The 24250-nt window shown below is 71.7% G+C and carries 21 protein-coding genes; 11 read left to right on the plus strand and 10 right to left on the minus strand.

Annotated features, from left to right (window positions below; translation table 11 throughout):
- Positions 1-906 (plus strand): SDR family oxidoreductase, encoded by a 906-nt coding sequence (locus ACFW9Z_RS09195; protein ID WP_384636672.1) that lies wholly within the window; start codon positions 1-3, stop codon positions 904-906.
- Positions 907-1123: 217 nt separating this feature from the next.
- Here the strand turns inward: ACFW9Z_RS09195 and ACFW9Z_RS09200 are convergent, their stop codons facing one another.
- Complete coding sequence (locus ACFW9Z_RS09200) at positions 1124-1672, minus strand: hypothetical protein (protein ID WP_384636675.1); 549 nt, start codon at positions 1670-1672, stop codon at positions 1124-1126.
- Positions 1673-1756: 84 nt separating this feature from the next.
- Between ACFW9Z_RS09200 and pip the strand changes: the two genes are divergently transcribed.
- Entirely contained in the window at positions 1757-2734 is a 978-nt protein-coding gene (gene pip / locus ACFW9Z_RS09205; RefSeq protein ID WP_384636678.1) for a prolyl aminopeptidase, read from the plus strand.
- Positions 2735-2822: 88 nt separating this feature from the next.
- Here pip and ACFW9Z_RS09210 read toward each other — a convergent pair whose 3' ends face one another.
- Positions 2823-3812, minus strand: a complete 990-nt coding sequence (locus ACFW9Z_RS09210) for an aldo/keto reductase (protein ID WP_384636681.1) — start codon at positions 3810-3812, stop codon at positions 2823-2825.
- Between the two features lie 235 nt (positions 3813-4047).
- Positions 4048-4536, minus strand: coding sequence for a MarR family winged helix-turn-helix transcriptional regulator (locus ACFW9Z_RS09215; RefSeq protein ID WP_384636683.1), 489 nt, complete (start codon positions 4534-4536; stop codon positions 4048-4050).
- A gap of 96 nt (positions 4537-4632) precedes the next feature.
- Here ACFW9Z_RS09215 and ACFW9Z_RS09220 point away from each other — a divergent pair, with 96 nt between their 5' ends.
- The gene (locus tag ACFW9Z_RS09220; RefSeq protein ID WP_384636686.1) at positions 4633-5748 is read left to right on the plus strand and encodes an EamA family transporter; all 1116 of its coding nucleotides are present in this window, start codon (positions 4633-4635) and stop codon (positions 5746-5748) included.
- Between the two features lie 90 nt (positions 5749-5838).
- Positions 5839-6423, plus strand: a complete 585-nt coding sequence (locus ACFW9Z_RS09225) for a Uma2 family endonuclease (RefSeq protein ID WP_384636689.1) — start codon at positions 5839-5841, stop codon at positions 6421-6423.
- Between the two features lie 70 nt (positions 6424-6493).
- Here ACFW9Z_RS09225 and ACFW9Z_RS09230 read toward each other — a convergent pair whose 3' ends face one another.
- Positions 6494-7828 carry an MFS transporter gene (locus tag ACFW9Z_RS09230; RefSeq protein ID WP_384636692.1) on the minus strand — a complete coding sequence of 445 codons (1335 nt, stop codon included), beginning with the start codon at positions 7826-7828 and terminating at the stop codon, positions 6494-6496.
- Positions 7829-8006: 178 nt separating this feature from the next.
- Entirely contained in the window at positions 8007-8447 is a 441-nt protein-coding gene (locus ACFW9Z_RS09235) for a MarR family transcriptional regulator (protein ID WP_311596615.1), read from the minus strand.
- Between the two features lie 134 nt (positions 8448-8581).
- Here ACFW9Z_RS09235 and ACFW9Z_RS09240 point away from each other — a divergent pair, with 134 nt between their 5' ends.
- On the plus strand, positions 8582-8794 hold the full coding sequence (locus tag ACFW9Z_RS09240) for a hypothetical protein (RefSeq protein WP_384636695.1): 213 nt from the start codon (positions 8582-8584) through the stop codon (positions 8792-8794).
- Here ACFW9Z_RS09240 and ACFW9Z_RS09245 read toward each other — a convergent pair.
- Positions 8787-10244, minus strand: a complete 1458-nt coding sequence (locus tag ACFW9Z_RS09245) for an NCS2 family permease (RefSeq protein ID WP_384636698.1) — start codon at positions 10242-10244, stop codon at positions 8787-8789. The two genes, ACFW9Z_RS09240 and ACFW9Z_RS09245, sit on opposite strands and share 8 nt — an antisense overlap.
- Before the next feature lie 221 nt (positions 10245-10465).
- On the opposite strand from ACFW9Z_RS09245, the gene ACFW9Z_RS09250 reads away from it, so the two are divergent.
- Both ACFW9Z_RS09250 and ACFW9Z_RS09255 read left to right on the plus strand, forming a co-directional pair.
- Positions 10466-10759, plus strand: a complete 294-nt coding sequence (locus ACFW9Z_RS09250) for a DUF2530 domain-containing protein (RefSeq protein WP_384636701.1) — start codon at positions 10466-10468, stop codon at positions 10757-10759.
- A 208-nt stretch (positions 10760-10967) separates the two neighbouring features.
- Positions 10968-13493 (plus strand): HAD-IC family P-type ATPase, encoded by a 2526-nt coding sequence (locus ACFW9Z_RS09255; protein WP_384636704.1) that lies wholly within the window; start codon positions 10968-10970, stop codon positions 13491-13493.
- A 96-nt stretch (positions 13494-13589) separates the two neighbouring features.
- Here ACFW9Z_RS09255 and ACFW9Z_RS09260 read toward each other — a convergent pair whose 3' ends face one another.
- The 4 genes from ACFW9Z_RS09260 to ACFW9Z_RS09275 form a co-directional block, all read right to left on the minus strand.
- Positions 13590-14423: a DUF5707 domain-containing protein gene (locus tag ACFW9Z_RS09260; protein WP_384636707.1), complete on the minus strand. Its 834-nt coding sequence runs from the start codon at positions 14421-14423 to the stop codon at positions 13590-13592.
- 258 nt (positions 14424-14681) lie between these two features.
- The gene (locus tag ACFW9Z_RS09265) at positions 14682-15422 is read right to left on the minus strand and encodes a calcium-binding protein (RefSeq protein WP_384636710.1); all 741 of its coding nucleotides are present in this window, start codon (positions 15420-15422) and stop codon (positions 14682-14684) included.
- A 211-nt stretch (positions 15423-15633) separates the two neighbouring features.
- Positions 15634-18864 (minus strand): sacsin N-terminal ATP-binding-like domain-containing protein, encoded by a 3231-nt coding sequence (locus ACFW9Z_RS09270; RefSeq protein WP_384636840.1) that lies wholly within the window; start codon positions 18862-18864, stop codon positions 15634-15636.
- 331 nt (positions 18865-19195) lie between these two features.
- Entirely contained in the window at positions 19196-20134 is a 939-nt protein-coding gene (locus tag ACFW9Z_RS09275; RefSeq protein ID WP_384636713.1) for a DUF3027 domain-containing protein, read from the minus strand.
- Positions 20135-20620: 486 nt separating this feature from the next.
- Here ACFW9Z_RS09275 and ACFW9Z_RS09280 point away from each other — a divergent pair, with 486 nt between their 5' ends.
- From ACFW9Z_RS09280 to ACFW9Z_RS09295, 4 genes are all read left to right on the plus strand, one after another.
- Positions 20621-22072: an MFS transporter gene (locus ACFW9Z_RS09280; RefSeq protein ID WP_384636716.1), complete on the plus strand. Its 1452-nt coding sequence runs from the start codon at positions 20621-20623 to the stop codon at positions 22070-22072.
- A gap of 27 nt (positions 22073-22099) precedes the next feature.
- Entirely contained in the window at positions 22100-22579 is a 480-nt protein-coding gene (locus ACFW9Z_RS09285) for a DUF2771 domain-containing protein (protein WP_384636718.1), read from the plus strand.
- Between the two features lie 63 nt (positions 22580-22642).
- Positions 22643-23356 carry a futalosine hydrolase gene (locus tag ACFW9Z_RS09290; protein WP_384636721.1) on the plus strand — a complete coding sequence of 238 codons (714 nt, stop codon included), beginning with the start codon at positions 22643-22645 and terminating at the stop codon, positions 23354-23356.
- The gene (locus tag ACFW9Z_RS09295) at positions 23346-24242 is read left to right on the plus strand and encodes a 1,4-dihydroxy-6-naphthoate synthase (RefSeq protein WP_384636724.1); all 897 of its coding nucleotides are present in this window, start codon (positions 23346-23348) and stop codon (positions 24240-24242) included. The genes ACFW9Z_RS09290 and ACFW9Z_RS09295 overlap by 11 nt, the downstream gene beginning before the upstream one ends.
- Positions 24243-24250: the final 8 nt, after the last annotated feature.

The following is a 24250-nucleotide window of genomic DNA, read 5'->3' on the forward strand; positions in this document are numbered from 1 at the left end:
GTGACGATCAACGAACAGCCTTCGACCACCCTGGAAACGGGTCCGGGAACGGGTCCGGAATCCGCCTCGGCGGCGACCCCGGAACAGGACCCGCAGCCCGCCCGCCCCATCGCCCTGATCACCGGCGTCGGACGCAGCATCGGGATCGGCGCGGGCATCGCCCGGCAGCTCGCCGCCTCCGGGTGGGACATCGCCTTCACCTACTGGACGCCGTACGACCGGCGCATGGAGTGGGGCGCCGAGGACGGTGCCGCCGCGTCCATCGCCCGGGAGCTGGAGGGCGCCGGAGCCCGTACGGCGACGATCGAGGCGGACCTCTCCGACCCCGACGCCCCGGCCCGCATCTTCGACGAGGCGGAGCAGCGCCTCGGCCCGGTCACCGCGCTCGTCCTCTCGCACGCGGAATCGGTGGACTCGGGGCTGCTGGACACCACCGTGGAGGCGTTCGACCGGCACTTCGCCGTGAACAGCCGGGCCAGCTGGCTGCTGATCCGCGAGTACGGGCTCCGCTTCCGCGGCGCGCCCGCCGGGGACGGCGCTCCCGGCGGCACCCCCGGGGCCGGTACCGCCCGGGGTACGGCGACGGGCCGCATCGTCGCCCTCACCAGCGACCACACCGTGGGCAACCTGCCCTACGGCGCGAGCAAGGGCGCCCTGGACCGCATCACCCTGGCCGCCGCCCATGAGCTGGCCCACCTCGGGGTGACAGCCAACGTCGTCAACCCCGGGCCCGTGGACACCGGTTGGATGAACGACGAGCTGCGGTCAGCCCTCGCCCAGGGCACCCCGCTGGGCCGTACCGGCACCCCGCAGGACACCGCGCACCTGGTGGATTTCCTGTGCTCGCCGCAAGGCCAGTGGGTCAACGGACAGTTGCTGAAGAGCAACGGCGGCGCGGCTTCCTAGGCCAGGACGGGAGGCCATTTCCGCTTGTCCTATGCGCTTCTGACGGAACGTCTGCTGTGGCTGAGTCCCTGAGTCCATGTAGTGCACAGCGGGTCGCATGCACAGCGACGACAGGTCCGGGGCGGGGGACGGGGGGCCGCGCCGCCCGCATGTGGTGATCGGGGACCGCCATGGCGAGTACGGGGCGGGCTCACCGCATTACGGAGGGGCCAGCGGCTCACCGACCCGGGAACCGCTCCCCGCACCGGCTGCAGAAGACCGGCGCCGGGTCCTCGGAGAGCCGCCCGCACTCCGCGCAGACCCGGTCCAGCATGCAGGGCCCCTCGCCACCCTCGTACGCCCCGCTCGGCGCCTTGATCGCGAGGCCGGGGCGACGGCGGTGGACGGTGAGGTACGTGAGCCCGTCCGGGCCCGCGACGAGGGAGCGGCGGGAGGTGCGGGGCAACCAGACGACGGTGGAGGGCCCCAGCTCCAGGCCCCCGCCCCCATCTCCGCCCCCGTCTCCGCTCCCGTCCTCGCCCCCCGTATCGGGTCCCCCGCCCCCGCCCCCCGTACGGATGCGTCCACCGCCCGCCAGCACGACCAGCAGCACATCGAGCACGTCCTCCTGATGCTCCCCGACCTCGGCGCCCGCCGGCAGCCGCACCAGATTGGCGTCCAACTCCCGCCCCTGCTCGGCCAGATGCCACAGCGCCCCGCGCTCTTCGGGGGCGGCGGAGGCGAGGAGTTCGTTCAGGACGGCGAGGACCCGGGGAGTCGCGTTCACGCGCCCAGGCTACGCCTCGCCTTCCGCCCCTCCCCTGGCCCGACACCCCCCGTACAATGCCTGGCCGACCAAGAGGGGAACCACGTGCACCGGACGCGGAGCAACGACCTGTACCCGCCGATCGAGCCGTACGAGAGCGGCATGCTGGACGTCGGTGACGGCAACCTCGTGTACTGGGAGGTGTGCGGCGACCCGGCCGGGAAACCGGCTCTCGTGGTCCACGGCGGCCCCGGCTCGGGCTGCACCGAGCGCGCCCGCCGGTACTTCGACCCGGAACGCTACCGCGTCGTCCTCTTCGACCAGCGGGGCTGCGGGCGCTCGACGCCCCACGCGAGCGACCCGGCAACGGAGATGCGGCACAACACCACGCACCACCTGATCGCCGACATGGAGCGCCTGCGGGAACACCTGAGCATCTCCAACTGGCTGCTGTACGGGGGTTCCTGGGGCTCCACGCTGATCCTGGCCTACGCGCAGGCGCACCCGGAACGGGTCACGGAGGCCGTCATCGCCTCGGTCACCACGACCCGCCGCAGCGAGACCGACTGGCTCTACCGGGGCGTTGGCCAACTCTTCCCCGAGGCCTGGCACACCTTCCGCGAGGCCGTCCCCGAGGCCACGGACCCGGCGGACCTGATCACGGCCTACGCCCGCCGCATGGAGAACCCGGACCCGGCGGTACGGGAACGCGCCACGGCCGCCTGGTGCGCCTGGGAGGACGCGGTCCTGTCCCTGGAGCCGCAGACGGGCCCGCCCCCGTACAGCGGCCGCCCGGACCGCGCCCAGCAGGCGTTCGTCCGGATCTGCGCCCACTACTTCTCCCACGACGCCTGGCTGAGGGAAAACCAACTCATCGACGAGGCCCACCGCTTGACCGGCATCCCCGCCGCCCTGATCCACGGCCGCTTCGACCTCGGCAGCCCCCTGATCACGGCTTGGGAACTCGACCGCGCCTGGCCGGAGGCGGAGCTGACCGTCATCGACAACGCGGGCCACCTGGGCGGCCCCGCGACCCGCCGCGCGGTACTGACAGCGCTGGACGGGTTCGCGGCGGGAAACTGAAGGCGCGCGCACTCGGCCAGCGGTACCCATACGCGTGCGGCCGCCGCCCCGCGCGAGGGGCGGCGGCCGCACGTGAGTTCGCCGGAAGCTACCAGGCGAAGGCCTCCGGGGACGGGCCCGGGCCCGGGAAGATCTCGTCGAGGCCGGTGAGTACGGGCTCGGGGAGGTCCAGGTCCAGGGCGCGCAGGGCGCTGTCCAGCTGTTCGGAGGTGCGGGGGCCGACGATGGGGCCCGTGATGCCGGGGCGGGTCAGCAGCCAGGCCAGGGCCGTTTCGCCGGGTTCCAGGCCGTGCTTCTCCAGCAGGTCCTCGTACGCCTGGACCTGGGACCTGACCGTGCTGTTGGCGAGCGCGTCGGCCGAGCGGCCCGAGGCGCGGCGGCCCTCCGTGGCCTCCTTCTTGATGACGCCGCCCAGCAGGCCGCCGTGGAGGGGCGACCAGGGGATGACCCCGAGGCCGTACTCCTGCGCGGCCGGGATGACCTCCATCTCGGCACGGCGCTCGGCGAGGTTGTAGATGCACTGCTCGCTGACCAGGCCGAGCGAACCGCGCCGGGCAGCCTGCTCGTTGGCCTGGGCGATCTTGTAGCCGGGGAAGTTCGAGGAGCCCGCGTACAGGATCTTGCCCTGCTGGACCAGGACGTCGACCGCCTGCCAGATCTCCTCGAACGGGGTGTCCCGGTCCACGTGGTGGAACTGGTAGAGGTCGATGTGGTCCGTCTGGAGCCGCTTGAGCGAGGCCTCGACCGACCGCCGGATGTTCACGGCCGAGAGCTTGTCGTGGTTGGGCCAGGCATCGCCGTCGGGGGCCATGTTCGCGTACATCTTGGTGGCCAGGACCACCTTGTCGCGGCGGCCGCCGCCCTGGGCGAACCAGGTGCCGAGGATCTCCTCGGTGCGCCCCTTGTTCTCGCCCCAGCCGTAGACGTTGGCGGTGTCGAAGAAGTTCAGGCCCGCGCCGAGCGCAGAGTCCATGATCGCGTGGCTGTCCGACTCGTTGGTCTGCGGGCCGAAGTTCATCGTCCCGAGGACGAGCCGACTGACCTTGAGTCCCGTGCGTCCGAGCTGTGTGTACTTCATGGCTCCCCAGCCAACTCCTTCGAGCCCACTCCAGGCAAGCATGCGGCCCGGACGCGCCGGGCCTCACCGGGTCGGACGCGCCGGGTCGGACGCGCCGGGGTATGCCTGGACTCACCGGGCCGTCGGCGGACCATCCGCCACCGACCATCCGTCACCGGCCGTCCTCCAGCGACCGCCCGTCAACGACCGCCCGTCAACGACCGCCCGCCACCAACCATCCGCCACCGGCCGCCCGTCAGCGGCCGCCCTCCAGCGTGACCACCAGCGTCCGCAGCAGCCGGTTCAGCTCCTCGCAGTCCTCCGCGTCCAGATCCGCGAGCATCCTGCGCTCGTTGCGCACATGCCCCTCCACCGTGCTGTCGACGAGCGTCCGGCCGGCCTCGGTGAGCGTGATGTGCAGGCTGCGGCGGTCGCCGGGCACGGCCTCCCGGGCGACCAGGCCCCGGGCGTCGAGGCGGTCGATCCGGTTCGTCAGCGCGGCGGAGCTGACCATGACGTTCGCGGCGAGCTCCTTGGGGGTGAGCGGGCGGTCGCTGCGGCGGAGCGTGGCGAGGACGTCGAACTCCCAGCGCTCCATGCCGTGTTCGGCGAAGTACCGGCCGACCTCCTTGTCCACGAGCCGGGTCAGCCGCAGGAGCCGGCCCACCGCACCCATGGCCTCCAGGTCCAGATCGGACCGCAGCGCGGCCCACTGGTCCAGGAAGTCGTCGACCGAGTCACGCATGTGCGCCCCACCTTGTTCATCGCCCGGCCTCACGCCGGATGCTTCCACGTCGAACTGTTTGACGCCAGCCTACTCCCTGCCCTACTTTTCCGTCCCATGAGAGATAGTTCGACGTCGAATGATTCGGGGGCGGGCGCCGCGGCCGACGGTCTCCGCACCGAACAGCGCCTGGTGCGGATCTCCCTCGTCACCGCCCTCGCCCCGCTCGTCTGGGGCTCCACCTACCTGGTCACCACCGAGTTCCTGCCGCCCGACCGGCCCCTGCTCGCCTCCACCGTGCGCGCCCTGCCCGCCGGGCTGATCCTCCTCCTGATGACCCGCGTACTGCCCCGGGGCATCTGGTGGGTGCGCGCGACCGTGCTCGGCGTCCTGAACATCGGCGCCTTCTTCTACTTCCTCTTCCTCGCCGCCTACCACCTGCCCGGCGGCGTGGCGGCCCTCGTCATGACCGTCCAGCCGATGATCGTGCTGCTCCTCGGCGCCCTCCTGCTCGGCGCCCGCATACGGCTCCTGCACATCGGCGCCTGTCTGCTCGCCGCCGCCGGGGTCGCGCTCCTGGTCCTCCAGCCGCAGGCCGCCCTGGACGGCGTCGGCGTACTCGCCGGGCTCCTGGGGGCCGTGTGCATGGCCTCGGGCATCGTGCTGACCAAGCGCTGGGGGCGCCCCGAAGGGGTCTCGCTGCTGGCGTTCACCGGGTGGCAGCTCACCGTCGGCGGCCTCGTCCTGCTGCCCGTCACCCTGCTCGGCGAACCACTCCCCGACCGCCTGACCTGGGGCAACATCGGCGGCTTCGCCTACCTGAGCATCATCGGGGCGCTGCTGGCGTACGTCGTGTGGTTCAACGGCATAGCCCGGCTGCCGGCGCTCGCCGCCTCGTTCCTGTCGTTCGGCTCGCCCCTGGCCGCCACGGTCCTCGGCTACCTCTTCATGGGGCAGACGCTGGGACCGCTCCAGCTGCTGGGCGCGGCGGGTGTCGTCGGTGCGGTGGTGCTGGCTCAGCGGGGCACGGGGACATCGCCCGGTACGCCGCGCACACCGGCCGCCTCAGCTGCCGAAGGCGGCCGCCACGGCAACGACGAGGAACATCAGCACGAGCACGGCCGCCATGATGCGGTTTCTGGTCTTCGGGTCCACCCTTCGAGCCTAACCGCACCATCCACCGGCCCCGCGCCCAGGCCACCCGTACCACCGCCCGGCCCCGGGCGGAAGTAACGCGGGTCCGGGCGTGTCCGAGGAGCCGGGCCTATCGTTGTACTACGCGGCTGCCCGCACGCCCGTGCGGCAGCGGGGAGGAGCGGCACGATGACCGTCGTAGACACCGACAGGATCGACATGGCCGACATCAGCGACGAGCGCACCCTGGACATGATGTTCGAGTGGCTTGAGCCCACCCCCGAGGGATTCAAGGTCGAGATCGTCGAGGGGAACGTCTACATGTCGCCGCAGCGGGACACTCACTGGGAGATCACCTTCGACATCCTGGAACAGCTGCGCACCACGTACGAACGCCGACAGCTGAAGACCGACGTACGCATCGACTTCCCCGGCCTCCTCAACGGTTTCGCCTCCGACGTCGTCGCCCTCGCCGCCGACGCCACCAAGGGCGAGGACGGCCGCTGGCGCTACCAGGACATCGAGTTCGTCGCCGAAGTGATCTCCCGCAGCACCGGCGCCAACGACTACGGCACCAAGAAGGCTGTCTACGCCACCGCCGAGGTCCCCGTGTACCTCATCGTCGACCCGTACACCGGGACCTGGCACCTGCACACGCTCCCGAAGGGCGACGAGTACCGCAGCGTCCTGAGCCTGGACTTCGGGACCCCGGTCGACCTGAAGTCGACCGTCGTCGGGCTCACCCTCGCGACCGACGCCTTCCCCCGCGACTGACCCGGGCAAAGCAGGAAAGGGGCCTTGCTTCCCGGCCGGGAAGCAAGGCCCCTTTCGCACGCCTCACGCCTCACGCCGCCGTCGCCAGCCGCTCGCGCGGGACGAAGCGGACGTGCGGGTGGCCCGGGCGGAGGTCGACCTTCAGGCGGAGGCCGCCGACGCGGGCGAGGGCGAAGCCGACGGCCAGGGCGGCGATCACCGAGATCGCGCCGCCGGACGCGAAGCCGACGCGGGCGCCGTACGTGTCACTGATCCAGCCGACGATCGGGGCGCCCACCGGCGTACCCCCGGCGAAGACCATCATGTAGAGGCTCATCACCCGGCCCCGCATCTCGGGGTCGGCGGCCATCTGCACGCTCGTGTTCGCGGTGATGTTCGTCGTCAGGCCGAGCATCCCGATCGGGACCAGGAGCAGCGAGAACAGCCAGACCGAGGGGGACAGCGAGGCGGCGATCTCCAGCAGGCCGAACGCCGTGCCCGCCGCCACCAGCATCCGCAGCCGCGTGGAGCGACGGCGGGCCGAGAGCAGCGCGCCGGCCAGCGAACCGGCGGCCATCAGGATGTTGAAGAACGAGTACATCCCGGCACCGCCGTCGAAGACCCCGTCGGCGAAGGCCGTGAGCCAGATCGGGAAGTTGAACCCGAACGTGCCGACGAAGCCGACCAGGACGATCGGCCAGATCAGCTCGGGGCGGCCACGGACGTACGTCAGTCCTTCCCGCAGCTGGCCCTTGGCGCGGGGCACCCGTACCGAGGCGTGCAGCTCGCTCGTGCGCATCATCAGCAGGCCGATGAGCGGGGCCAGGAAGGAGAGGCCGTTGAGCAGGAACGCCCAGCCGCTGCCGACCGTCGTGATCAGGACGCCCGCGACGGCGGGGCCGATGAGCCGGGCGGACTGGAAGTTCGCCGAGTTCAGGCTGACCGCGTTGCGGAGCTGCGCGGGGCCGACCATCTCGGAGACGAACGACTGGCGGGCCGGGTTGTCGACGACCGTCACCATGCCGAGCAGGAACGCGACCAGGTACACGTGCCAGACCTGGACGACCCCGCTCAGGGTCAGGACGGCCAGCGCGATACCGCACAGGCCGAGCATGGCCTGGCTGACGAGCAGGATCTGCCGCTTCGGGAGGCGGTCGGCGATGACACCGCCGTACAGGCCGAACAGCAGCATGGGAAGGAACTGGAGGGCCGTGGTGATACCGACGGCGGTGGCGGAGCCCGTCAGGCTCAGGACGAGCCAGTCCTGCGTGATGCGGGACATCCAGGTACCGGTGTTGGAGATCACGGCGCCCGTGGCGAACAGGCGGTAGTTACGGATCTTCAGCGACGAGAAGGTCCCGCCGGTCTTGCTCTCGTGGGTGGAAGTCGGTGCGGGGGCGGAGTCTGCTCCGGATCCCGTACTCAAAGGGGTTCATCTCCTCGTACGTCTACGGCGTGCGGTCCGACGAGGACGTGACGACGGGCGCTCCGGCGGTGATCGTCCGGGTCCGGCGGTGGGCCGGTCCCGGCTGCGATCGCCCTCCCCCAACCGGCTGCTGTTCCGTCCGGTACGGGGGTGGCGTCACGCCGTCGCGCCCGCGGGGTCACAGGTGGGCGAGCTTCTCCAACACGGGCGCGGCGGCCCGCAGCGTCTCCCACTCGTCCTCGTCCAGACCCTCGGCGAGCTGGGCCAGCCAGGCGTTCCGCTTGGAGCGGCTCTCCGCGAGCATGGCCTCGGCCTGCTCGGTCTGGCTGACGACCTTCTGCCGACGGTCATCGGGGTGCGGTTCCAGCCTGACGAGCCCCTTCGCCTCCAGCAGCGCGACGATGCGGGTCATCGACGGAGGCTGCACGTGCTCCTTGCGGGCCAGCTCACCGGGGGTGGCCGAGCCGCAGCGGGCCAGGGTGCCGAGCACCGACATCTCGGTGGGGCTCAGCGATTCGTCGACGCGTTGGTGCTTCAGGCGCCGGCCCAGCAGCATCACGGCTGAGCGGAGGGAGCTCACGGCGGCGGCACTTTCGCCGTCGTGGATCAGGTCAGGCATGTTTGTTAGCGTAACTCATTACCCAACCTAAATACCACTCGATAGTACGCGCGCGAGAATCCGATCACCCGAACGGGTGAGATGGGAGCGGAAAGTGACGCGAAAAGCGCCCCCGGGCGGCGACCCTGCTCGGTATGGGATCGACAGTGCTCAGCCTGCGGATAGACGGTGAGCTGCTCGACCGGCTCCGGCAGCATGCCGCGAAACGCGGCATGAGCGTCCAGGACTATGTGGTCCGGACGCTCATGCGCGACGACTTCGACGAACGCTTCAAGGCGGCCGTCGACGAGACGGAGAGGTTCTACGGGCCGACGGGCCCGACAGTGACCAGAGACCCGATCACGTAAGGCCCAGCGCCGGCATCGCGTAGTAGAAGACGAACACCGCCGACACCACGTACATCGCGATCGGGACCGTACGGCCCCGGCCCGCCGCCAGCCGCAGCACGCAGAAGGCGATGAAGCCGATGCCGATGCCGTTGGTGATCGAGTACGTGAACGGCATCATCACCATCGCGAGGAACGCCGGGACCGCGAGCGTGTAGTCGCTCCAGTCGATGTCCCGCACCGACCCCGCGATGATCAGGAAGCCGACCGCCAGCAGGGCGGGGGTGGCCGCCTGGGACGGGACCATGGTCGCCAGCGGTGTGAGGAACAGCGCCACCGAGAAGAGCAGACCGGTCACCACGCTCGCCAGTCCGGTGCGGGCGCCCTCTCCGACGCCCGCCGTGGACTCCACGAAACAGGTGGTGGCGGAGGCGGAGGTCGCACCGCCCGAGGCGACCGCGATGCCGTCCACGAACAGCACCTTGTTGATGCCGGGGAAGTTGCCGTTCGCGTCCATCAGCTTGGCCTCGTCGCCGACGCCCAGGATGGTGCCCATCGCGTCGAAGAAGCAGGACAGCAGCACGGTGAAGACGAACAGGATGCCGGTCAGATAGCCGACCTTGGCGAAGCCGCCGAAGAGGCTCACCTCGCCGAGCAGCCCGAAGTCCGGCGCGGAGACCGGGTTCCCCGGCCAGGCGGGCGTCGTCAGGCCCCAGGCCCCCTCGGGCAGGCCGGCCACCGCGTCGATGATCACGGCGAGGCCCGTCATGGCGACGATCGAGATCAGGATCGCGCCGGGCACCTTGCGCACGATCAGCGCGAGCGTGAGCAGCGCGCCCAGGACGAAGACGAGCACCGGCCAGCCGGTGAGGTGGCCGTCGGCGCCGAGCTGGAGCGGCACGCTGGTGTTGGCCTTGTCGGGGACGCGGGAGACGAAGCCCGAGTCGACGAGGCCGATCAGCAGGATGAAGAGGCCGATGCCGATCGCGATGCCCTTGCGGAGCGACTTCGGTACGGCGTTCATCACGCGTTCCCGCAGCCCGGTCGCGACCAGCAGCATCACCACGATGCCCGCGAGGACGACCATGCCCATCGCGTCCGGCCAGCTCATCCGGGGGGCGAGCTGGAGCGCGACGACGGTGTTGACCCCGAGCCCGGCCGCGAGCGCGATCGGCACGTTGCCGATGACGCCCATCAGCAGCGTGGAGAAGGCGGCGGTGAGGACGGTCGCGGTGACCAGCTGACCGTTGTCGAGGAAGTTCTCGTTCACGTCCTGGGCACTGCCCAGGATGATCGGGTTGAGCACGATGATGTACGCCATCGCGAAGAACGTGGCGAACCCGCCGCGGAACTCGCGTGCGACCGTCGACCCCCGCTCGGAGATCTTGAAGAACCGGTCCAGGCCGCCCTTGGGCTGCGGAGCCGAGGGCTGCGGGGAGTCGTCGACCGGAGCGGTGGCCGAGGGGGGCATGGGTGACCTCAGTACGTACGTAGGGGGAGCCGAGAGGAGAGAGCGAAAAGGGCGAAAGGCGATCGAAATTAGATGTTCAGACGAACAAATCGAGCCAGCCCAAAGCAGATTCAGTATGAATACATAAGGCGAAGATCGCTATCTCCGCGCGTAGACCCCTGGGAGCCTTGGGGAGTGACGGCCCCCCGACCTTCCGTGCGGGGTCCCCATACACTGAACGCATGGAGAAGTGGACACCGAAGCACGAGGCGCCCGAGCCCCTGGAGGGCCCCGTCGTCTCCACCGTCGTCGGCGGCACGATCCTCTGGTTCGTCCTCTTCCTCGCCCAGCTCCCCTTCTACGGCTGGTTCGCCGACCGCGGGCACACCTGGTGGGTGTGGACCCCGCTGGCCGGAGCCGGACTCGGGCTGATCGGCATCTGGTACGTCCGCGGGCGCGACGCCGCCCTCAAGCGCCACGCGGCCCGGGCCGAGGCCAAGGACGCCGCCGGGGCCGAGGCGACGGGCGGCTCCTGACGCCGTGGTCATCGGCCACCGCGCGCCGCAGCCGCCGACCCCCTGACGCCGTGGTCATCGGCCGCCGCACTCCGTAGCCGCCGACCCCCTACTCCCGTACGGGAACCTCGCCGTCCCCGTACAACCACAGGACCGACTTGCTCCTCCCCTGGTCGGATCTTCGACCCCCCGGCGGGTGATCCGTCCCGCGCGCCCGTACCTTCTAACCATGACGCAGCGGGCACTCGATTCCTCCGGGGAGCAGACCCCCGGACCCTCCCGGCCGGCCATGATCGACGCGGGGGCGGAACTCGACCCCGTGCATCCCATGGAGCTACCGCCATCCGGCCACCGTGCCACCGGTCTCACGACCGCCGAGGTCGCCGAACGGGTGGCACGGGGTGAGGTCAACGACGTACCCGTGCGGTCCTCACGCTCGGTCACCGAGATCGTTCGGGCCAACGTCTTCACACGGTTCAACCTGATCATCGGCGTGCTCTGGGTGATCATGCTGTTCGTCGCGCCGATCCAGGACAGCCTCTTCGGCTTCGTGATCGTCGCCAACACCGGCATCGGCATCATCCAGGAGTGGCGGGCCAAGAAGACCCTGGACAGCCTCGCGGTGATCGGCGAGGCGAAGCCGACCGTGCGGCGCGACGGGGTCACCGCCGAGATCTCCACCCACGAGATCGTCCTCGGGGACGTCATCGAGCTCGGCCCCGGCGACAAGGTGGTCGTGGACGGCACGGTCGCCGAGGCCGAGAGCCTGGAGATCGACGAGTCGCTGCTGACCGGTGAGGCCGACCCGGTGCTCAAGCGGGCCGGTGACCTGGTGATGTCCGGCAGCTTCGTCGTCGCGGGCGGCGGGGCGTTCACCGCGACCAAGGTGGGCCGTGAGGCGTACGCCGCCCAGCTCGCCGAGGAGGCGTCGCGCTTCACGCTCGTCCACTCGGAGCTGCGCAGCGGCATCAGCACGATCCTGAAGTACGTCACCTGGATGATGGTCCCGACGGCGATCGGCCTGATCATCAGCCAGCTCGTCGTGAAGGACAACAACTTCAAGGACTCCGTCGCCCGGACCGTCGGCGGCATCGTCCCGATGATCCCCGAGGGGCTGGTCCTGCTGACCTCGGTGGCCTTCGCCATCGGCGTCGTACGCCTGGGCCGCAAGCAGTGCCTGGTTCAGGAGCTCCCCGCCATCGAGGGGCTCGCCCGGGTCGACGTGGTCTGCCTGGACAAGACCGGGACCCTCACCGAGGGCGGCATGGACATCACGGAGGTCCGGCCGCTGAACGGGAGCGACGAGGCGTACGTCCACCAGGTGCTGCGCTCCCTCGGCTCCTCCGACCCCCGCCCGAACGCCAGCCTCCAGGCCATCATCGACGCGTACCCGGCGGACAAGGGCGACGGCAAGGGCGCCGGCAAGGGCAGGGCTGACGGTGACGGTGGCGGCGGGAAGGCCGCCTGGACGGTCACCGACGCCATGCCCTTCTCCTCCGCCCGCAAGTACAGCGGCGCGGCGTTCACCGAGGCCGACGGCACCTCCTCCGCCTGGCTGCTCGGCGCCCCCGACGTCCTGCTCCCCGAGGGCGACCCCACCCTCGACGAGATCGAGCACCTCAACGAGCAGGGCCTGCGGGTGCTGCTCCTGGCCCGGGTGCCGAGCGGCGAGCTGGACGCACCGGACGCGGCGGAGGGCGACGTACCCACCGCCCTCGTCGTCCTGGAGCAGCGGCTGCGGCCGGACGCGGCGGAGACCCTGAAGTACTTCGCCCAGCAGAACGTGGCCACCAAGGTCATCTCCGGCGACAACGCGGTCTCGGTCGGCGCGGTCGCCGGGAAGCTGGGCCTCGCGGGCGCCGAGAACACCCTCGACGCCCGCCGGATGCCCACCGACCCGGACGACATGGCCACGGCCATGGAGCAGAACTCGGTCTTCGGCCGGGTCACCCCGCAGCAGAAGCGGGACATGGTGGCCGCCCTCCAGTCGCGCGGTCACACGGTCGCGATGACGGGCGACGGCGTCAACGACGTCCTGGCCCTCAAGGACGCCGACATCGGCGTCTCGATGGGCTCCGGCTCCGAGGCGACGCGGGCGGTCGCGCAGATCGTGCTCCTGAACAACAGCTTCGCGACGCTGCCGTCGGTCGTCGCCGAGGGCCGCCGGGTGATCGGCAACATCACCCGCGTCGCCACCCTCTTCCTCACCAAGACGGTCTACTCCGTGCTGCTGGCGATCCTGGTGGTCTGCACCCAGGTGGAGTACCCGTTCCTGCCGCGCCACCTCACACTGCTGGCCACGCTGACCATCGGCGTCCCCGCGTTCTTCCTGGCCCTCGCGCCGAACAAGGAACGCGCCCAGCCCCACTTCGTACGCCGGGTGATGCGGTACGCGATCCCCTCGGGCGTCATCGCGGCGGCGGCCACCTTCACCACCTACCTGCTGGCCCGCCACCACTACTCCGGTCCCGGCGCGCTGGAGGCCGAGACCAGCGCGGCGACGCTGACGCTGTTCCTGGTCGCGATGTGGGTCCTGGCGATCATCGCCCGCCCGTACACCTGGTGGCGCATCGGCCTGGTGGCGGCGATGGGGCTCGGGTTCCTGATCGTGCTCGTGGTGCCGTGGCTCCAGGAGTTCTTCGCCCTGAAGCTGGTGGGCACGACCATGCCGTGGGCGGCGGTCGCCATCGCGGTGGCGGCGGCGGCCGCGCTGGAGTTCAGCTGGCGCCTGGTGGGCCGGCGCTTCGGAGCGTAGGCGCAGGGCCGTGTGAGCATACGGAAGCCCCCGGGAGGTCGAGCCTCCCGGGGGCTTCCGTATGGTGCTGCTGCCGCTGCTACGACTGCTTCAGAACTACTTCACGTCGAGGTAGTCGGCGGCGGAGACGACGGCCGGGGTGGAGGCCGTACCGGCGAAGCTGTAGCGCCAGTGGCCGTCCACGGTCGCCTTCACCGTGGTCTTCAGGGAGCCGTTCGCGCTCGACTTGATGGTCTTGATGTTCTTGTAGGTCTTCGCGCCCTTCTTCTTGAACTGGAGCTTGACCGACTGCTTGCCGTAACCCTGGTACTTCACGGTCTCCCAGTTGGCGCGCGTGAGCTTGCCGGTGACCGTGATCGTCTTGCCCTTCTTCACGGGCTCCGGGGAAGCGTTCGCGGTCAGCTTGGAGAGGCGCTGCAACTTCACCTTGGCGACGGAGTCACGCTGGAGCTCCTCGCCCTCCATGTTCACCGCCACCACACCGACCTTCCAGGTGGTCGCGTGGGCGTTCAGCAGCTCCTTCGGGTTGGCGGTGATGGTCCCCTTGCAGGTGGTGGTGGTCGCGTTGGCGGCCTTGCAGGAGAACCCCTTCTCGTCGGGGCCGAAGCCGAAGCCGCTGTTCATGTTCTTGCCGACCCAGATGAACGCGGCGGCGCCGCCGATGCCGGAGGGGTCGGAGGCCGTGACGGAGAAGGACACCTTCTTCTTCGCCGAGGTGCCGAGGACGATCGGCTTGCCGCCGTTGACGGTCGCCTTGGTGATCTTGATCTTCGGGGCCTTGGTGGCCTTCGAGGTCTTCGCGGACGTCAAGGCGGTGAAGCCGTGGTCCGCCGACGACGGACGGATGTCATCGGCCTGCGCGGCCGGTACTGCGAGGGCGGAGAAAGCCAGGGCGCCGGAGACGGCGGCCACAGTGGCACGAATACGCATGTGATGTTCCCCACGTGGAGAAGGGGCCCCGGGGCGGCGTTGTCAGCCCGGCGGGGCCCATCTGGTCCAGAGCCTGTTGGCTCGCAAGATCAGACGGGCGACACGCGTGAATGGTTGTACGACTTCATGACTTTCCTGTGAATGGTGTGACGCGGGGGACGCGGGTGGGACGGGGGACGCGGGGGACGCGGGTAGCGTCTGTCGCTGCCCGGCCGGCCCGGGGTGGCCGGGCAGACCGAGCAGCAACCGCGCGTCGGGCTACTTCACATCGAGGTAGTCGGCGGCGGAGACGACGGCCGGGGTGGAGGCCGTACCCGAGAAGCTGTAGCGCCAGTGGCCGTCCACGGTCGCCTTCACCGTGGTCTTCAGAGCACCGGCCGAGCTCGACTTGATGGTCTTGATGTTCTTGTAGGTCTTCGCGCCCTTCTTCTTGAACTGGAGCTTCACGGGCTGCTTGCCGTAACCCTTGTACTTGAAGGTCTCCCAGTCGGCACGCGTCAGCTTGCCGGTGACCGTGATCGTCTTGCCCTTCTTCACGGGCTCCGGGGAAGCGTTCGCGGTCAGCTTGGAGAGGCGCTGGAGCTTGAAGGACTTGGCCTTCTCCTTCCAGATGAAGTCGCCGTCCTTGGCGTTGACCCAGGCGTCGACGTACCACGTACCCGCCCAGCCGTTGTTGTACAGCAGGTCGACCTTCGGGTCCACGACGAACTTCGCCGTGCAGGTGTTGCCCTTGCAGGTGGTGCTCGCCGTCAGGAGCCCGAACGACGGGCCGCGCAGGCTGATGTCGGCATCCTTGATGCCCGAGTTGTCCTTGGCGGTCAGGACGACCGTGAACTTCTTGACGCCCGAGGTCCCGATGACCACGTTCTTGCCGCCGTTGACCGTCACCTTGGTGATGGTGATGTCGCCGTAGCGACCGTCGGCCTGGGCGGCCGGAACGGTGAGGGCGGTGACGGCCAGGGCGCCGGTGGCGACGGCCGCAAACGTACGCATGCGCATGTGTTCCCCGTGGAGAAGGGGCCCTGCCCCCGGGATGCGAACGAGGGCGGGCCGGTCCGAACGGTCTATGGATGGCTGCCGGTTGACACCGGCAGGTCGGTCACTCACTCGCCTGATCAGACCCGCCCGGCCCGTGAATGGTTGTACACATGTATGTGTTTTCCGTGAAGGAGGGTGGCGCCCGCAACGGCGAGCCTGTCCTACGGGCTCGTCAGTCGAACCAGCGGTCCCGCGCCAGCTCCTCCGTACGCGACGGGTCCTCCAGCAGGGCCGCCACCTCGAAGCGGCGCGGCCACTGGCCCGCCGCCCACGCCAGACCGGCCGCCACGCCCTCCAGGGTGGCGGCGTGGACGACGCCGTCCGGGGTTCGGCGCCAGTCCAGTTCGACGCCGCCCGCGCGGAGTTCGGGGTGCTCGATGTACGTGTCCGGGGTGGCGGGACCGAGCAGGACGCGGACGGACTCCGGTACGCGGTGTTCCTCGCCCTCACTCGTCACACCCGCCTCGATCGTCTCGCCGAGCCGCCGCACCTGGAGCAGCTCGGCCAGCTCGGCGGCCCGGGACGGGGCCACAGGGAGCAGGGGCAGCCCCTCCGTCAGCGGCAGCACGTCCGGGGCGTCCGCGATCACGGCGTCCGCCGCGTCGACCACCGTCACCTCCCCGTCCACCACGGCCCGCAGCTCGTCCGGCAACGTCACCTGGTCCGGGTCGAGTTCGGCGAGGGCCGTGTAGAGGGCGTGCAGCTGTACGGGGGTGACGGGCCGGTCCTCGTCGGCGAGCCGCCCCAGCAGCTCGGCCGCACCGCCCGGCTCGTCCAGCAGGGCGGCGACCGAGGTGCGCACCCCGAGGGCCCGCAGCACCTGGGCGTCGTCGAAGCCGGTGGCGTCCACCGCGTCGTACAGCCCGGCCAGGCGCGGGTCACCGCCCGCCGCACGCAGTCCGGCGGGGCGGCGGCCGTCCAGTACGGGGTGGTCGCGCAGCCACCAGGCGGTGTACGGGCGCACGGACTGCGTCGTCCCGTCCGGGAGCAGCACCCGCACCGGCTGGGTCAGCGCGTCCCGCAGCGGCGGCCGGGCCAGCATCGCGAGCGCCTGCGGCCAGGCACCGTCGTCCACCAGGTCCAGATCCCGTACGGCGACGATCTCCGTCGCGACCGGCGGCACCGGGGTCTCCGGCAGCTGGTCGAGCAGGTCCTCGCACCAGACGTCGACGGCGTCGAGCAGCCCGGCGTCGTCGGGTTCGGCGAAGTCGCTGTCGCGGGGCTCCAGTTCGTCCGGGTCCAGGACCACATCGGTGGCCCGTACGAGGGCGAAGGTGGCGAGCACCCCGCAGGCGGTGAGGGGCGCCTCGCCCCAGCGCTCGGCCAATTCCTCGTCAGCGAGGGCGAGTTCACCTTCCCGCATGATCTGCGCGAACGGGCTTCCGGGAAAGACGAGTTCACCTGCCGGGGCGGACTCACCCTCCTCGTCGGGGAGGGCCAGCGCACCGAGCCAGGGTTCGTCGCCGGGGGCCAGCTCGGCGTCCCGTACGAGGGTGAGGACGGTCTCGGCCAGCTCGTCGCCGTCGAGCGCGTCCTCGTCCCAGATCTCGCCCGCGTCCATCGATCCGGCGACGGCCGCCCGCACTTGAGGGGTCGTCAGCACGGCACGCGGGGTGGCGGGGAGGGCGCCGAGCTTCTCCAGCAGCGGGTGGGCGGCGTCCGGGTGGGCGACCTTGAGGCCGAGCCGGGAGAGGCGGGCGAGCACGGGTCCGGTGAGGGCGTCCGGGAGGGGCAGCAGCACCTGTCGGGGGCCGATGGTGGTGCGCGGCGGGCGGCCCGCCTGTTCGGCGTCCGGGTCGCCCGCGAGCGGCACGGGGAGGCCGGAGAGGCGGTCGGGATCGATGCCCGCGAGACTGCCGTAGAGCCGGTGCCACCAGGCGGGGTCGCGCTCCAGACCGGCGAGGCGGTCGATGGCCTCGGTGAGGGGGACGCGGGCGACCCCGAGGGTACGGAGTTCGGGGCGGCGCTCCAGGCCTGCGGGCAGCAGACAGGGCAGCACCTCGGCGAGGACCCGTACGGTCTCGGCCCCGACGCCCTCGACGACCTCGGCCTCGACGGGGCGCAGGGCGGCGGTGACGGTGGCGGTCCCGCTGGTGTTCTCCGTACGGTCCCAGTCACCGTCCCGGTCCCAGTCGTCCGCCCAGCTCTGACCGGCCTCGGGGTCCCGGGGTGCGGCGGGCTCCAGGAAGGCGACCCGGGGCAGCCGGGCCAGGATCGCGCCGCGCAGGGCCCCGTCCAGGCCGCCCTTGCCGAGCGGGCCCGGCACCAGGTCGATGGTCCCGGTCGACACCGGCTGCCAGGCGCCCAGCAGCTCCGCGTACGCGTCGGCCGCCCGCTCCACCAGGAAGTCCGTGAGCGGTCCCGGCGCGGGGTGCCTGCGGGCCGTGTCCAGGGGGAGGGAGGCGATGAGGAGGGCGGGGATGCCGAGGGGTTCGTCGGTGGGGGTCGGGGCGTGGACGACCGGTGCCGTACGGGGGCGGAGCGGGGCGCCCGCCTCGTCGACGGGGACCGCCCAGGTGACCGACCAGTGGGGGCGCAGCCGCTCCTCGACCGGGCGGTCGGCGAGGAGGGCGGGCTCGACCGGGCCGTGGTGGAAGGCGGTACGCCAGCGGTTCAGGCCGTTCACGGAGTCGTCGATGTGCGTGTACGGGCCTTGGGCCGTGCGGGTCAGGGTCCGTACGCCCTCCGGGGTCTCCACGACCACCTCGTCCAGACCGGGCAGGGTCAGCAGCAGCGCGTCGTCCACGGCGGCCAGCAGCCGGACGGCCAGGTCCTCGGCGGTTCCGTCGCGCAGGGGCAGCACGACGACGGTGTCGTACCCGTCGGGTGCGGTGCCCTCGGCGGGCAGCGGGAGGCGCAGGAGCGGTACGTGGCCGTCGCGGCGGCGCAGCTCGTCGCCGAGGCCGGGGGAGCCGACGGCCGCGTTCCGGGCCAGCTCGCGGGCCTCGGCCAGGGACCAGCGGACGCCGCCGTGGCGGCCGAGCACGGCCGGTTCGTCGCTGACCGCGAGGACGGCGGCGAACCCGACGCCGAACCGGCCCACGGCGGACTCGTGGCCCTCGCGCTTGGCGGAGGCCCGGAGGGTGCTCAGGGACTCGACGCCGGTCGCGTCCAGGGGGGCGCCGGTGTTGGCGGCGACCAGGACGCAGCGTCCGTCCGGGTCGCCGGGGGCGGCGGGGTGCAGGGTGAGGCGGAGCCTGCCGGGGACGCCTCCGCGGGCGGCGGCGTCGGCGGCGTTCTGGGCCAGCTCGACGACGAGGCGGTCGCGGTAGCCGCCGAGGGCGAGGTCCTCCTCGGCGTTGGCGTCCTCCCGGAAGCGGGCGGGGCCCGCGCCCCAGGCGTCGAGCACGCCGCGCCGCAGCCGTGCCGTCCCGAACGGATCGGCCCCCTCGGTCGCATTCATGCTCACGCTGTCGACTCCGTCCGCCGTGGTGTGGGTGCCAGTGCCTGTGCCTGCCGCCCAGTGTGCGCCCGAAGGTACCGCGCACACGGACCGGACCCCCAGCCCACACCCACCCCGTCCGGGGCCCTACCCAGCCCGTCCGGCGTTTGAGGACGGAACCCTTGCCTGGGTGGGCGTGCACGAATCAGGGCCCTGGGGCACAGCACCCCGCGTAGGCGACCCACACCCACGCCGACGGTTCCGTCCTCAAACGCCGGACGGGCTGGAGTGGGTCACCGCCCCACGGGCCGGGGCTGGCCGGGGCTGGCCGCCCCCGGGCCGCAGACGGGCCCTACGAGTGGCCCAGGTCCTCCGACGCGCCGTCGGCCTCGGACGGCACCGAGCCACCCCCGCGCCCGGGACGAAGCGCGTACTCGTCCACCCGCATCGTGTCCAGCGCATGCTCCGCCGGCCGCACCGGCTTCGGCATCACCGCCGCCTCCGAGTGCCCCCCGCACCCGTACGCCAGCGACACCACATGACCGTCCGCCGGGCCGAACTCGTTCGCGCACACCCCGAACGCCTGCTTCAGCGAGCCCGCCATCGGGATCAGGAACGCACAGCTCACACACGTGGCCGGGGCCGCCTGCGCCATCGGGGTCTTCGGGCCGAACGCCTCGTCCCAGCGGTCGGCCGCCTCGTACAGCCCGTACCGCGACAGCACCCGCGCCCGCCGCGTACCCAGCTCGTCGGCCACCGCGGCGATGGAGCCACGGCTGGTGGCGGCCACCGGCCGGTCCGTCAGCTCCGCGTCCTCCGAGTCGACGAGCTCGGCCAGCTCATCGGAGACGATCGAGTTCGGCGGCGGCTCGTCCTCACCGGTCCAGCCCGGCTCCAGGCGCAGGTCCTCCGCCTCGGTCGGCAGCAGGTCGCCGGGGCCCATGTCGCCCGGGCGCAGCCGCTCGCTCCACGGCACCCACTCCGGGGCCAGAAGCGCGTCGGCCCCCGGCAGCAGCACCGTTTCGTCCAGGGTGACGTTCTTCGCGCGGGAGGCCCGCGCGACGGTCACGGCCCAGCGCCAGCCCCGGTAGCCGGGTTCCTTGGACTCGAAGTAGTGCGTGACGACGCGGTCCCCCTCGGAGACCACACCGACATGCTCACCGACCACGCCGGGCGCGGCGGCTTCCTCCGCCGCCGCGCGCGCGAGGCCTACCGCCTCGGCACACAGACGGTCGGGAACGGGGGTACGGGCGGTACGGGCCGTACGGCTTCGCGTCGTCGCAGCACTCACAGGTCTCGCTTCTCTCCATACGCCAGTCTCACGAGCGCGCCAGCTGCTGCACGATTGCCGTTTTCGGCCAGACAGTTGCGGGCGGAGCGGACCTGGGGGCCGCGTCGACGTCCACACCCGTTGTGCCTGCCTCGGGCGCGCCTTCTGCCACCCATTCTGCGGGATCGCGGAGAGGCGCGCGGCCAAGAACAACCGCCGGTGGCGCGTTACGCACGCTACCCTCTCCGCCGCTCCGCGCCCACCTGCCCGTCCCAAACGTGCCGTATCCGTCCTCCCGGCCCCACCCTCCCCGGCACGGCTCCCGCACAGCTCCGGCGCCGGGCGGGCGCCGGGGCGGGCATCGGGGCGGGCATCGGGCGGGTGCCGGGCGGGCATCGGGCGGGCGCCGCCCCGCGCACGGCTCCGGCGCTGGTCCGACAGAGCGTCACGCGCGAGTCCCCGGCCGATCACCGTTCATACCGGCCAGGGTTGGGGCACTATGACGGGGTGACTGCCGCCAGGTCGCACGACGGTCCCGGCCCGTTCCGCAGGGCGGGACGGGCGGCGGGCCGTGCCCTGCGCACCCCGTTCACCGGCACGGCGCGGGGCATCCGCAAGGCGACGCACGCCCATGGAGCCGGGGAGTCCGGCCTCGGCAAACTCATCGAGCTGCACGCGGTGAACGGCGCGGGTGACGTCATGATCACCGTCGCCCTCGCCTCCACGGTCTTCTTCTCCGTGCCCACGGACGAGGCGCGCGGGCGCGTCGCGCTCTACCTCGCCATCACCATGGCCCCCTTCACCCTGCTCGCCCCGGTGATCGGCCCGCTGCTGGACCGGCTGCCGCACGGCCGCCGGGCCGCGATGGCGGGCGCGATGCTGGCCCGCGCCCTGCTGGCGCTCACCATGTCGGGGGCGGTGGCCACCGGCGGGCTTGAGCTGTATCCGGCCGCGCTGGGGGTGCTGGTCTCCTCGAAGGCGTACGGGGTGGTGCGCAGCGCGGTCGTGCCACGGCTGCTGCCACCCAAGTTCTCCCTGGTCAAAGCCAACTCCCGGGTCACCCTGGCGGGACTGCTCGCCACGGGGGTGGCGGCCCCGATCGGGGCCGGCCTCCAGACCATCGGCTCCGCCTGGCCGCTCTACGGCGCCTGCGCGATCTTCATCCTGGGCACCTTCCTCGCCTTCACGCTGCCGCACAAGGTCGACTCCGCCAAGGGCGAGCGCCGGGCCCGCCTGATCGACCCGCACGGCGAGCCCCCCGTACCCCGCCCCGTACAGCGCCCCGCCCCGCGCCCGAACGGCACCACGGGCAGCAGGAAGAAGGCCAAGGCCAACGGGGAGAAACCGGCCAAGGAGCGCCCGCCCGGTCTCCGGTCCGTCGGCGGGTCGGTGCTCCACGGCCTCCAGGCCAACGCCTCGCACCGGGCCCTCTCCGGCTTCCTGATCTTCTTCCTGGCGTTCCTGCTGCGCGAGCACCCGATGGCGGGCCAGAGCGCGGCGGTCTCGCTCGCCATCGTCGGCGTGTCGGCGGGGGTCGGCAACGCCTGCGGTACGGCGGTGGGCGCCTGGCTCCGGGCGCGCGGGCCCGAGTTGATCATCGCGACGGTGCTGGGGCTGGCCCTGGGTACGGCGGTGCTGGCCGCGGTGTTCTTCTCCACCGCGCTGGTCGCCGCGCTCGGCGCGGTCGCCGGGTTCACCCAGGCCCTCTCCAAGCTGTCGCTGGACGCGATGATCCAGCGGGACGTCCCCGAGGAGGTCCGCACCTCCGCCTTCGCCCGGTCCGAGACCTTGCTCCAGATGGCGTGGGTGGTCGGCGGCGGTATCGGGATCGCGCTGCCGCTCAACGCGGTGCTCGGCATGTCGGTCGCCGCGGGCATCCTCGCCCTCGGCGCGGCCACGTCCGTACGGGGCCTCCTGGGGGCCGCGCGGCGCGGCACGCCGCACCCCCGCGTGGCGTGAGCGGAGGGGACCGATAGCCTTCGGCCCATGACCGTTGCGTTCTTCTCCGGTAAGGGCCGTCGAATCGGCGTCGCTCTTGGTGCCGTGTCCGCGGGACTCCTTGTCCTGTCCGCCTGCGACAAGCCGACCCCGCTCGCCACCGTGACGGTCGGCACCGACTCGGTGAACACCGAGGCCGTCTGCTACGAGCACGGTGAGGGGATCAAGGAGTCGCTGATCCAGGGCTGCCTCAACAAGAAGGCCGAGAAGACCATCGAGGCCTCGATGGACGACAAGGTCCGCTTCGGCGTCGACCCCGAGATCGCCGAGAACGGCTGGACGCTCTTCATCAACGGCCAGCGGGCCGAGCCGGAGCCGTTCAAGAAGACCTACCGGACGATCCCCGCCAGCGCCTTCTTCGCCAGCCAGACCGGCGAGCCCGCCAGCAAGACGAACGTCTCCATCGTGGAGACCAGCGGCAAGAAGCTCACCGGCGTCTGGCAGTTCGAGCTCAAGAGGAAGTCCTGACCGTCCGGACCCCCGTCCCCACCGTCTCCACGGTTTTCCCTCCGAGGCCCTGAGGCTCTCCCTGTGCGTGTGCTCGTCGTGACCGCTGTCCCGGTGGAACGGGACGCGGTCACGCGTGCGTTCGGGGGCGCCGCCGAAACCCTCACCCTGCCGGGGACCGAGCTGCACCGCAGCGGCGCGTTCGACGTCCTGGCAGGCGGCGCGGGCCCGGCGGCAGCAGCGGCGGCGACGGCTTTCGCCCTGGCATCGGCTTCGGCTTCGGCTTCGGCTTCACAGTCGTACGGGCTCGTCGTCTCCGCCGGGATCGGTGGCGGGTTCGCCCCCGCCGCCCCGCTCGGCTCGCTCGTCGTGGCGAGCGAGATCGTCGCCGCGGACCTGGGCGCCGAGACCCCGGACGGCTTCCTGCCGGTCACCGCGCTCGGCTTCGGCCGGGACCGCTTCACCCCGCCGCCCGCGCTGGTACGGGAGGTGGCGGCGGCGACCGGCGCCGCGCCCGGCCCCGTCCTCACCGTCTCCACCGTGACCGGCACCGCCGCCCGCACCGCCGCCCTGCTCGCCGCGCACCCCGGGGCGCTGGCCGAGGCGATGGAGGGGTTCGGGGTCGCGGAGGCGGCCGGGCGGGCCGGGGTGCCCGTACTGGAGCTGCGGGCGGTCTCCAACACCGTCGGCCCCCGCGACCGGGCGGCCTGGCGCATCGGCGACGCGCTGGCAGCGCTCACGGAGGCGTTCGGGAAGACGGCACCCGTACTGGAAGGTTGGCACCGGCATGACCACTGACGCGCACCCGGACCCGGCCGGGAACCCGGCCGAAACCCCGATCGAGATCGCCTTCTCGCCCTGCCCCAACGACACCTTCGTCTTCGACGCCTGGGCCCACGGCCGGGTCCCCGGCGCGCCCGCCCTGGACGTGACGTTCGCGGACATCGACCTCACCAACGGCATGGCCGAGCGCGGCGAGCTGGACGTCCTGAAGGTCTCGTACGCGGTCCTGCCCTGGGTGCTCGACGAGTACGCGCTCCTGCCGTGCGGCGGGGCGCTGGGCCGGGGCTGCGGTCCGCTGGTCCTCACCAAGGAGCTGGGCCTGGACCTGACGGGCCGGACGGTGGCCGTGCCGAGCGAGCGCTCGACGGCGTACCTGCTGTTCCGGCTCTGGGCGGCGGAGATGGTCCCGGGCGGGGTCGGCGAGGTCGTCGTGATGCCGTTCGACGAGATCATGCCGGCGGTACGGGACGGCAAGGTGGACGCCGGTCTCGTCATCCACGAGGCCCGGTTCACGTACCACACCTTCGGGCTGCACAACCTGGCCGACATGGGACGCCACTGGGAGGACACCACCGGCCTCCCGATCCCCCTCGGCGCGATCATCGCCAAGCGGTCCCTGGGCGAGGAGACCCTGCGCCGCCTGGCCGACTCGATCCGCAGCTCGGTCCGGCTGGCCTGGGACCACCCGGAGGTCTCGCGGCCGTACGTCCAGGAGCACGCCCAGGAGATGGACCCGGCCGTCGCGGACCAGCACATCGGCCTGTACGTGAACGAGTTCACCGCCGACCTCGGCGAGGACGGCTACGCCGCCATCCGCGGCCTCCTCACCCGAGCCGCCGCCGAGGGCCTCGTACCGCCCCTCGCCCCGGACGCACTGATGTTCCCCGCCGCTCAGGGCTGAGGGACGGA

It is taken from the genome of Streptomyces sp. NPDC059452, assembly GCF_042750035.1.
Taxonomy (GTDB): Bacteria; Actinomycetota; Actinomycetes; order Streptomycetales; family Streptomycetaceae; genus Streptomyces.

Bases quoted from the DNA above. Each gene is read 5' to 3' on its own strand.
- ACFW9Z_RS09255 (WP_384636704.1), top strand. From the start codon at position 10,968: ATGACGCAGCGGGCACTCGATTCCTCCGGGGAGCAGACCCCCGGACCC.
- ACFW9Z_RS09295 (WP_384636724.1), top strand. From the start codon at position 23,346: ATGACCACTGACGCGCACCCGGACCCGGCCGGGAACCCGGCCGAAACC.
- ACFW9Z_RS09225 (WP_384636689.1), top strand. From the start codon at position 5,839: ATGACCGTCGTAGACACCGACAGGATCGACATGGCCGACATCAGCGAC.
- ACFW9Z_RS09245 (WP_384636698.1), bottom strand. From the start codon at position 10,244: ATGCCCCCCTCGGCCACCGCTCCGGTCGACGACTCCCCGCAGCCCTCG.
- ACFW9Z_RS09215 (WP_384636683.1), bottom strand. From the start codon at position 4,536: ATGCGTGACTCGGTCGACGACTTCCTGGACCAGTGGGCCGCGCTGCGG.
- ACFW9Z_RS09250 (WP_384636701.1), top strand. From the start codon at position 10,466: ATGGAGAAGTGGACACCGAAGCACGAGGCGCCCGAGCCCCTGGAGGGC.
- ACFW9Z_RS09270 (WP_384636840.1), bottom strand. From the start codon at position 18,864: ATGAATGCGACCGAGGGGGCCGATCCGTTCGGGACGGCACGGCTGCGG.
- ACFW9Z_RS09260 (WP_384636707.1), bottom strand. From the start codon at position 14,423: ATGCGTATTCGTGCCACTGTGGCCGCCGTCTCCGGCGCCCTGGCTTTC.
- ACFW9Z_RS09210 (WP_384636681.1), bottom strand. From the start codon at position 3,812: ATGAAGTACACACAGCTCGGACGCACGGGACTCAAGGTCAGTCGGCTC.
- ACFW9Z_RS09285 (WP_384636718.1), top strand. From the start codon at position 22,100: ATGACCGTTGCGTTCTTCTCCGGTAAGGGCCGTCGAATCGGCGTCGCT.
- ACFW9Z_RS09235 (WP_311596615.1), bottom strand. From the start codon at position 8,447: ATGCCTGACCTGATCCACGACGGCGAAAGTGCCGCCGCCGTGAGCTCC.
- ACFW9Z_RS09240 (WP_384636695.1), top strand. From the start codon at position 8,582: ATGGGATCGACAGTGCTCAGCCTGCGGATAGACGGTGAGCTGCTCGAC.
- ACFW9Z_RS09220 (WP_384636686.1), top strand. From the start codon at position 4,633: ATGAGAGATAGTTCGACGTCGAATGATTCGGGGGCGGGCGCCGCGGCC.
- ACFW9Z_RS09265 (WP_384636710.1), bottom strand. From the start codon at position 15,422: ATGCGCATGCGTACGTTTGCGGCCGTCGCCACCGGCGCCCTGGCCGTC.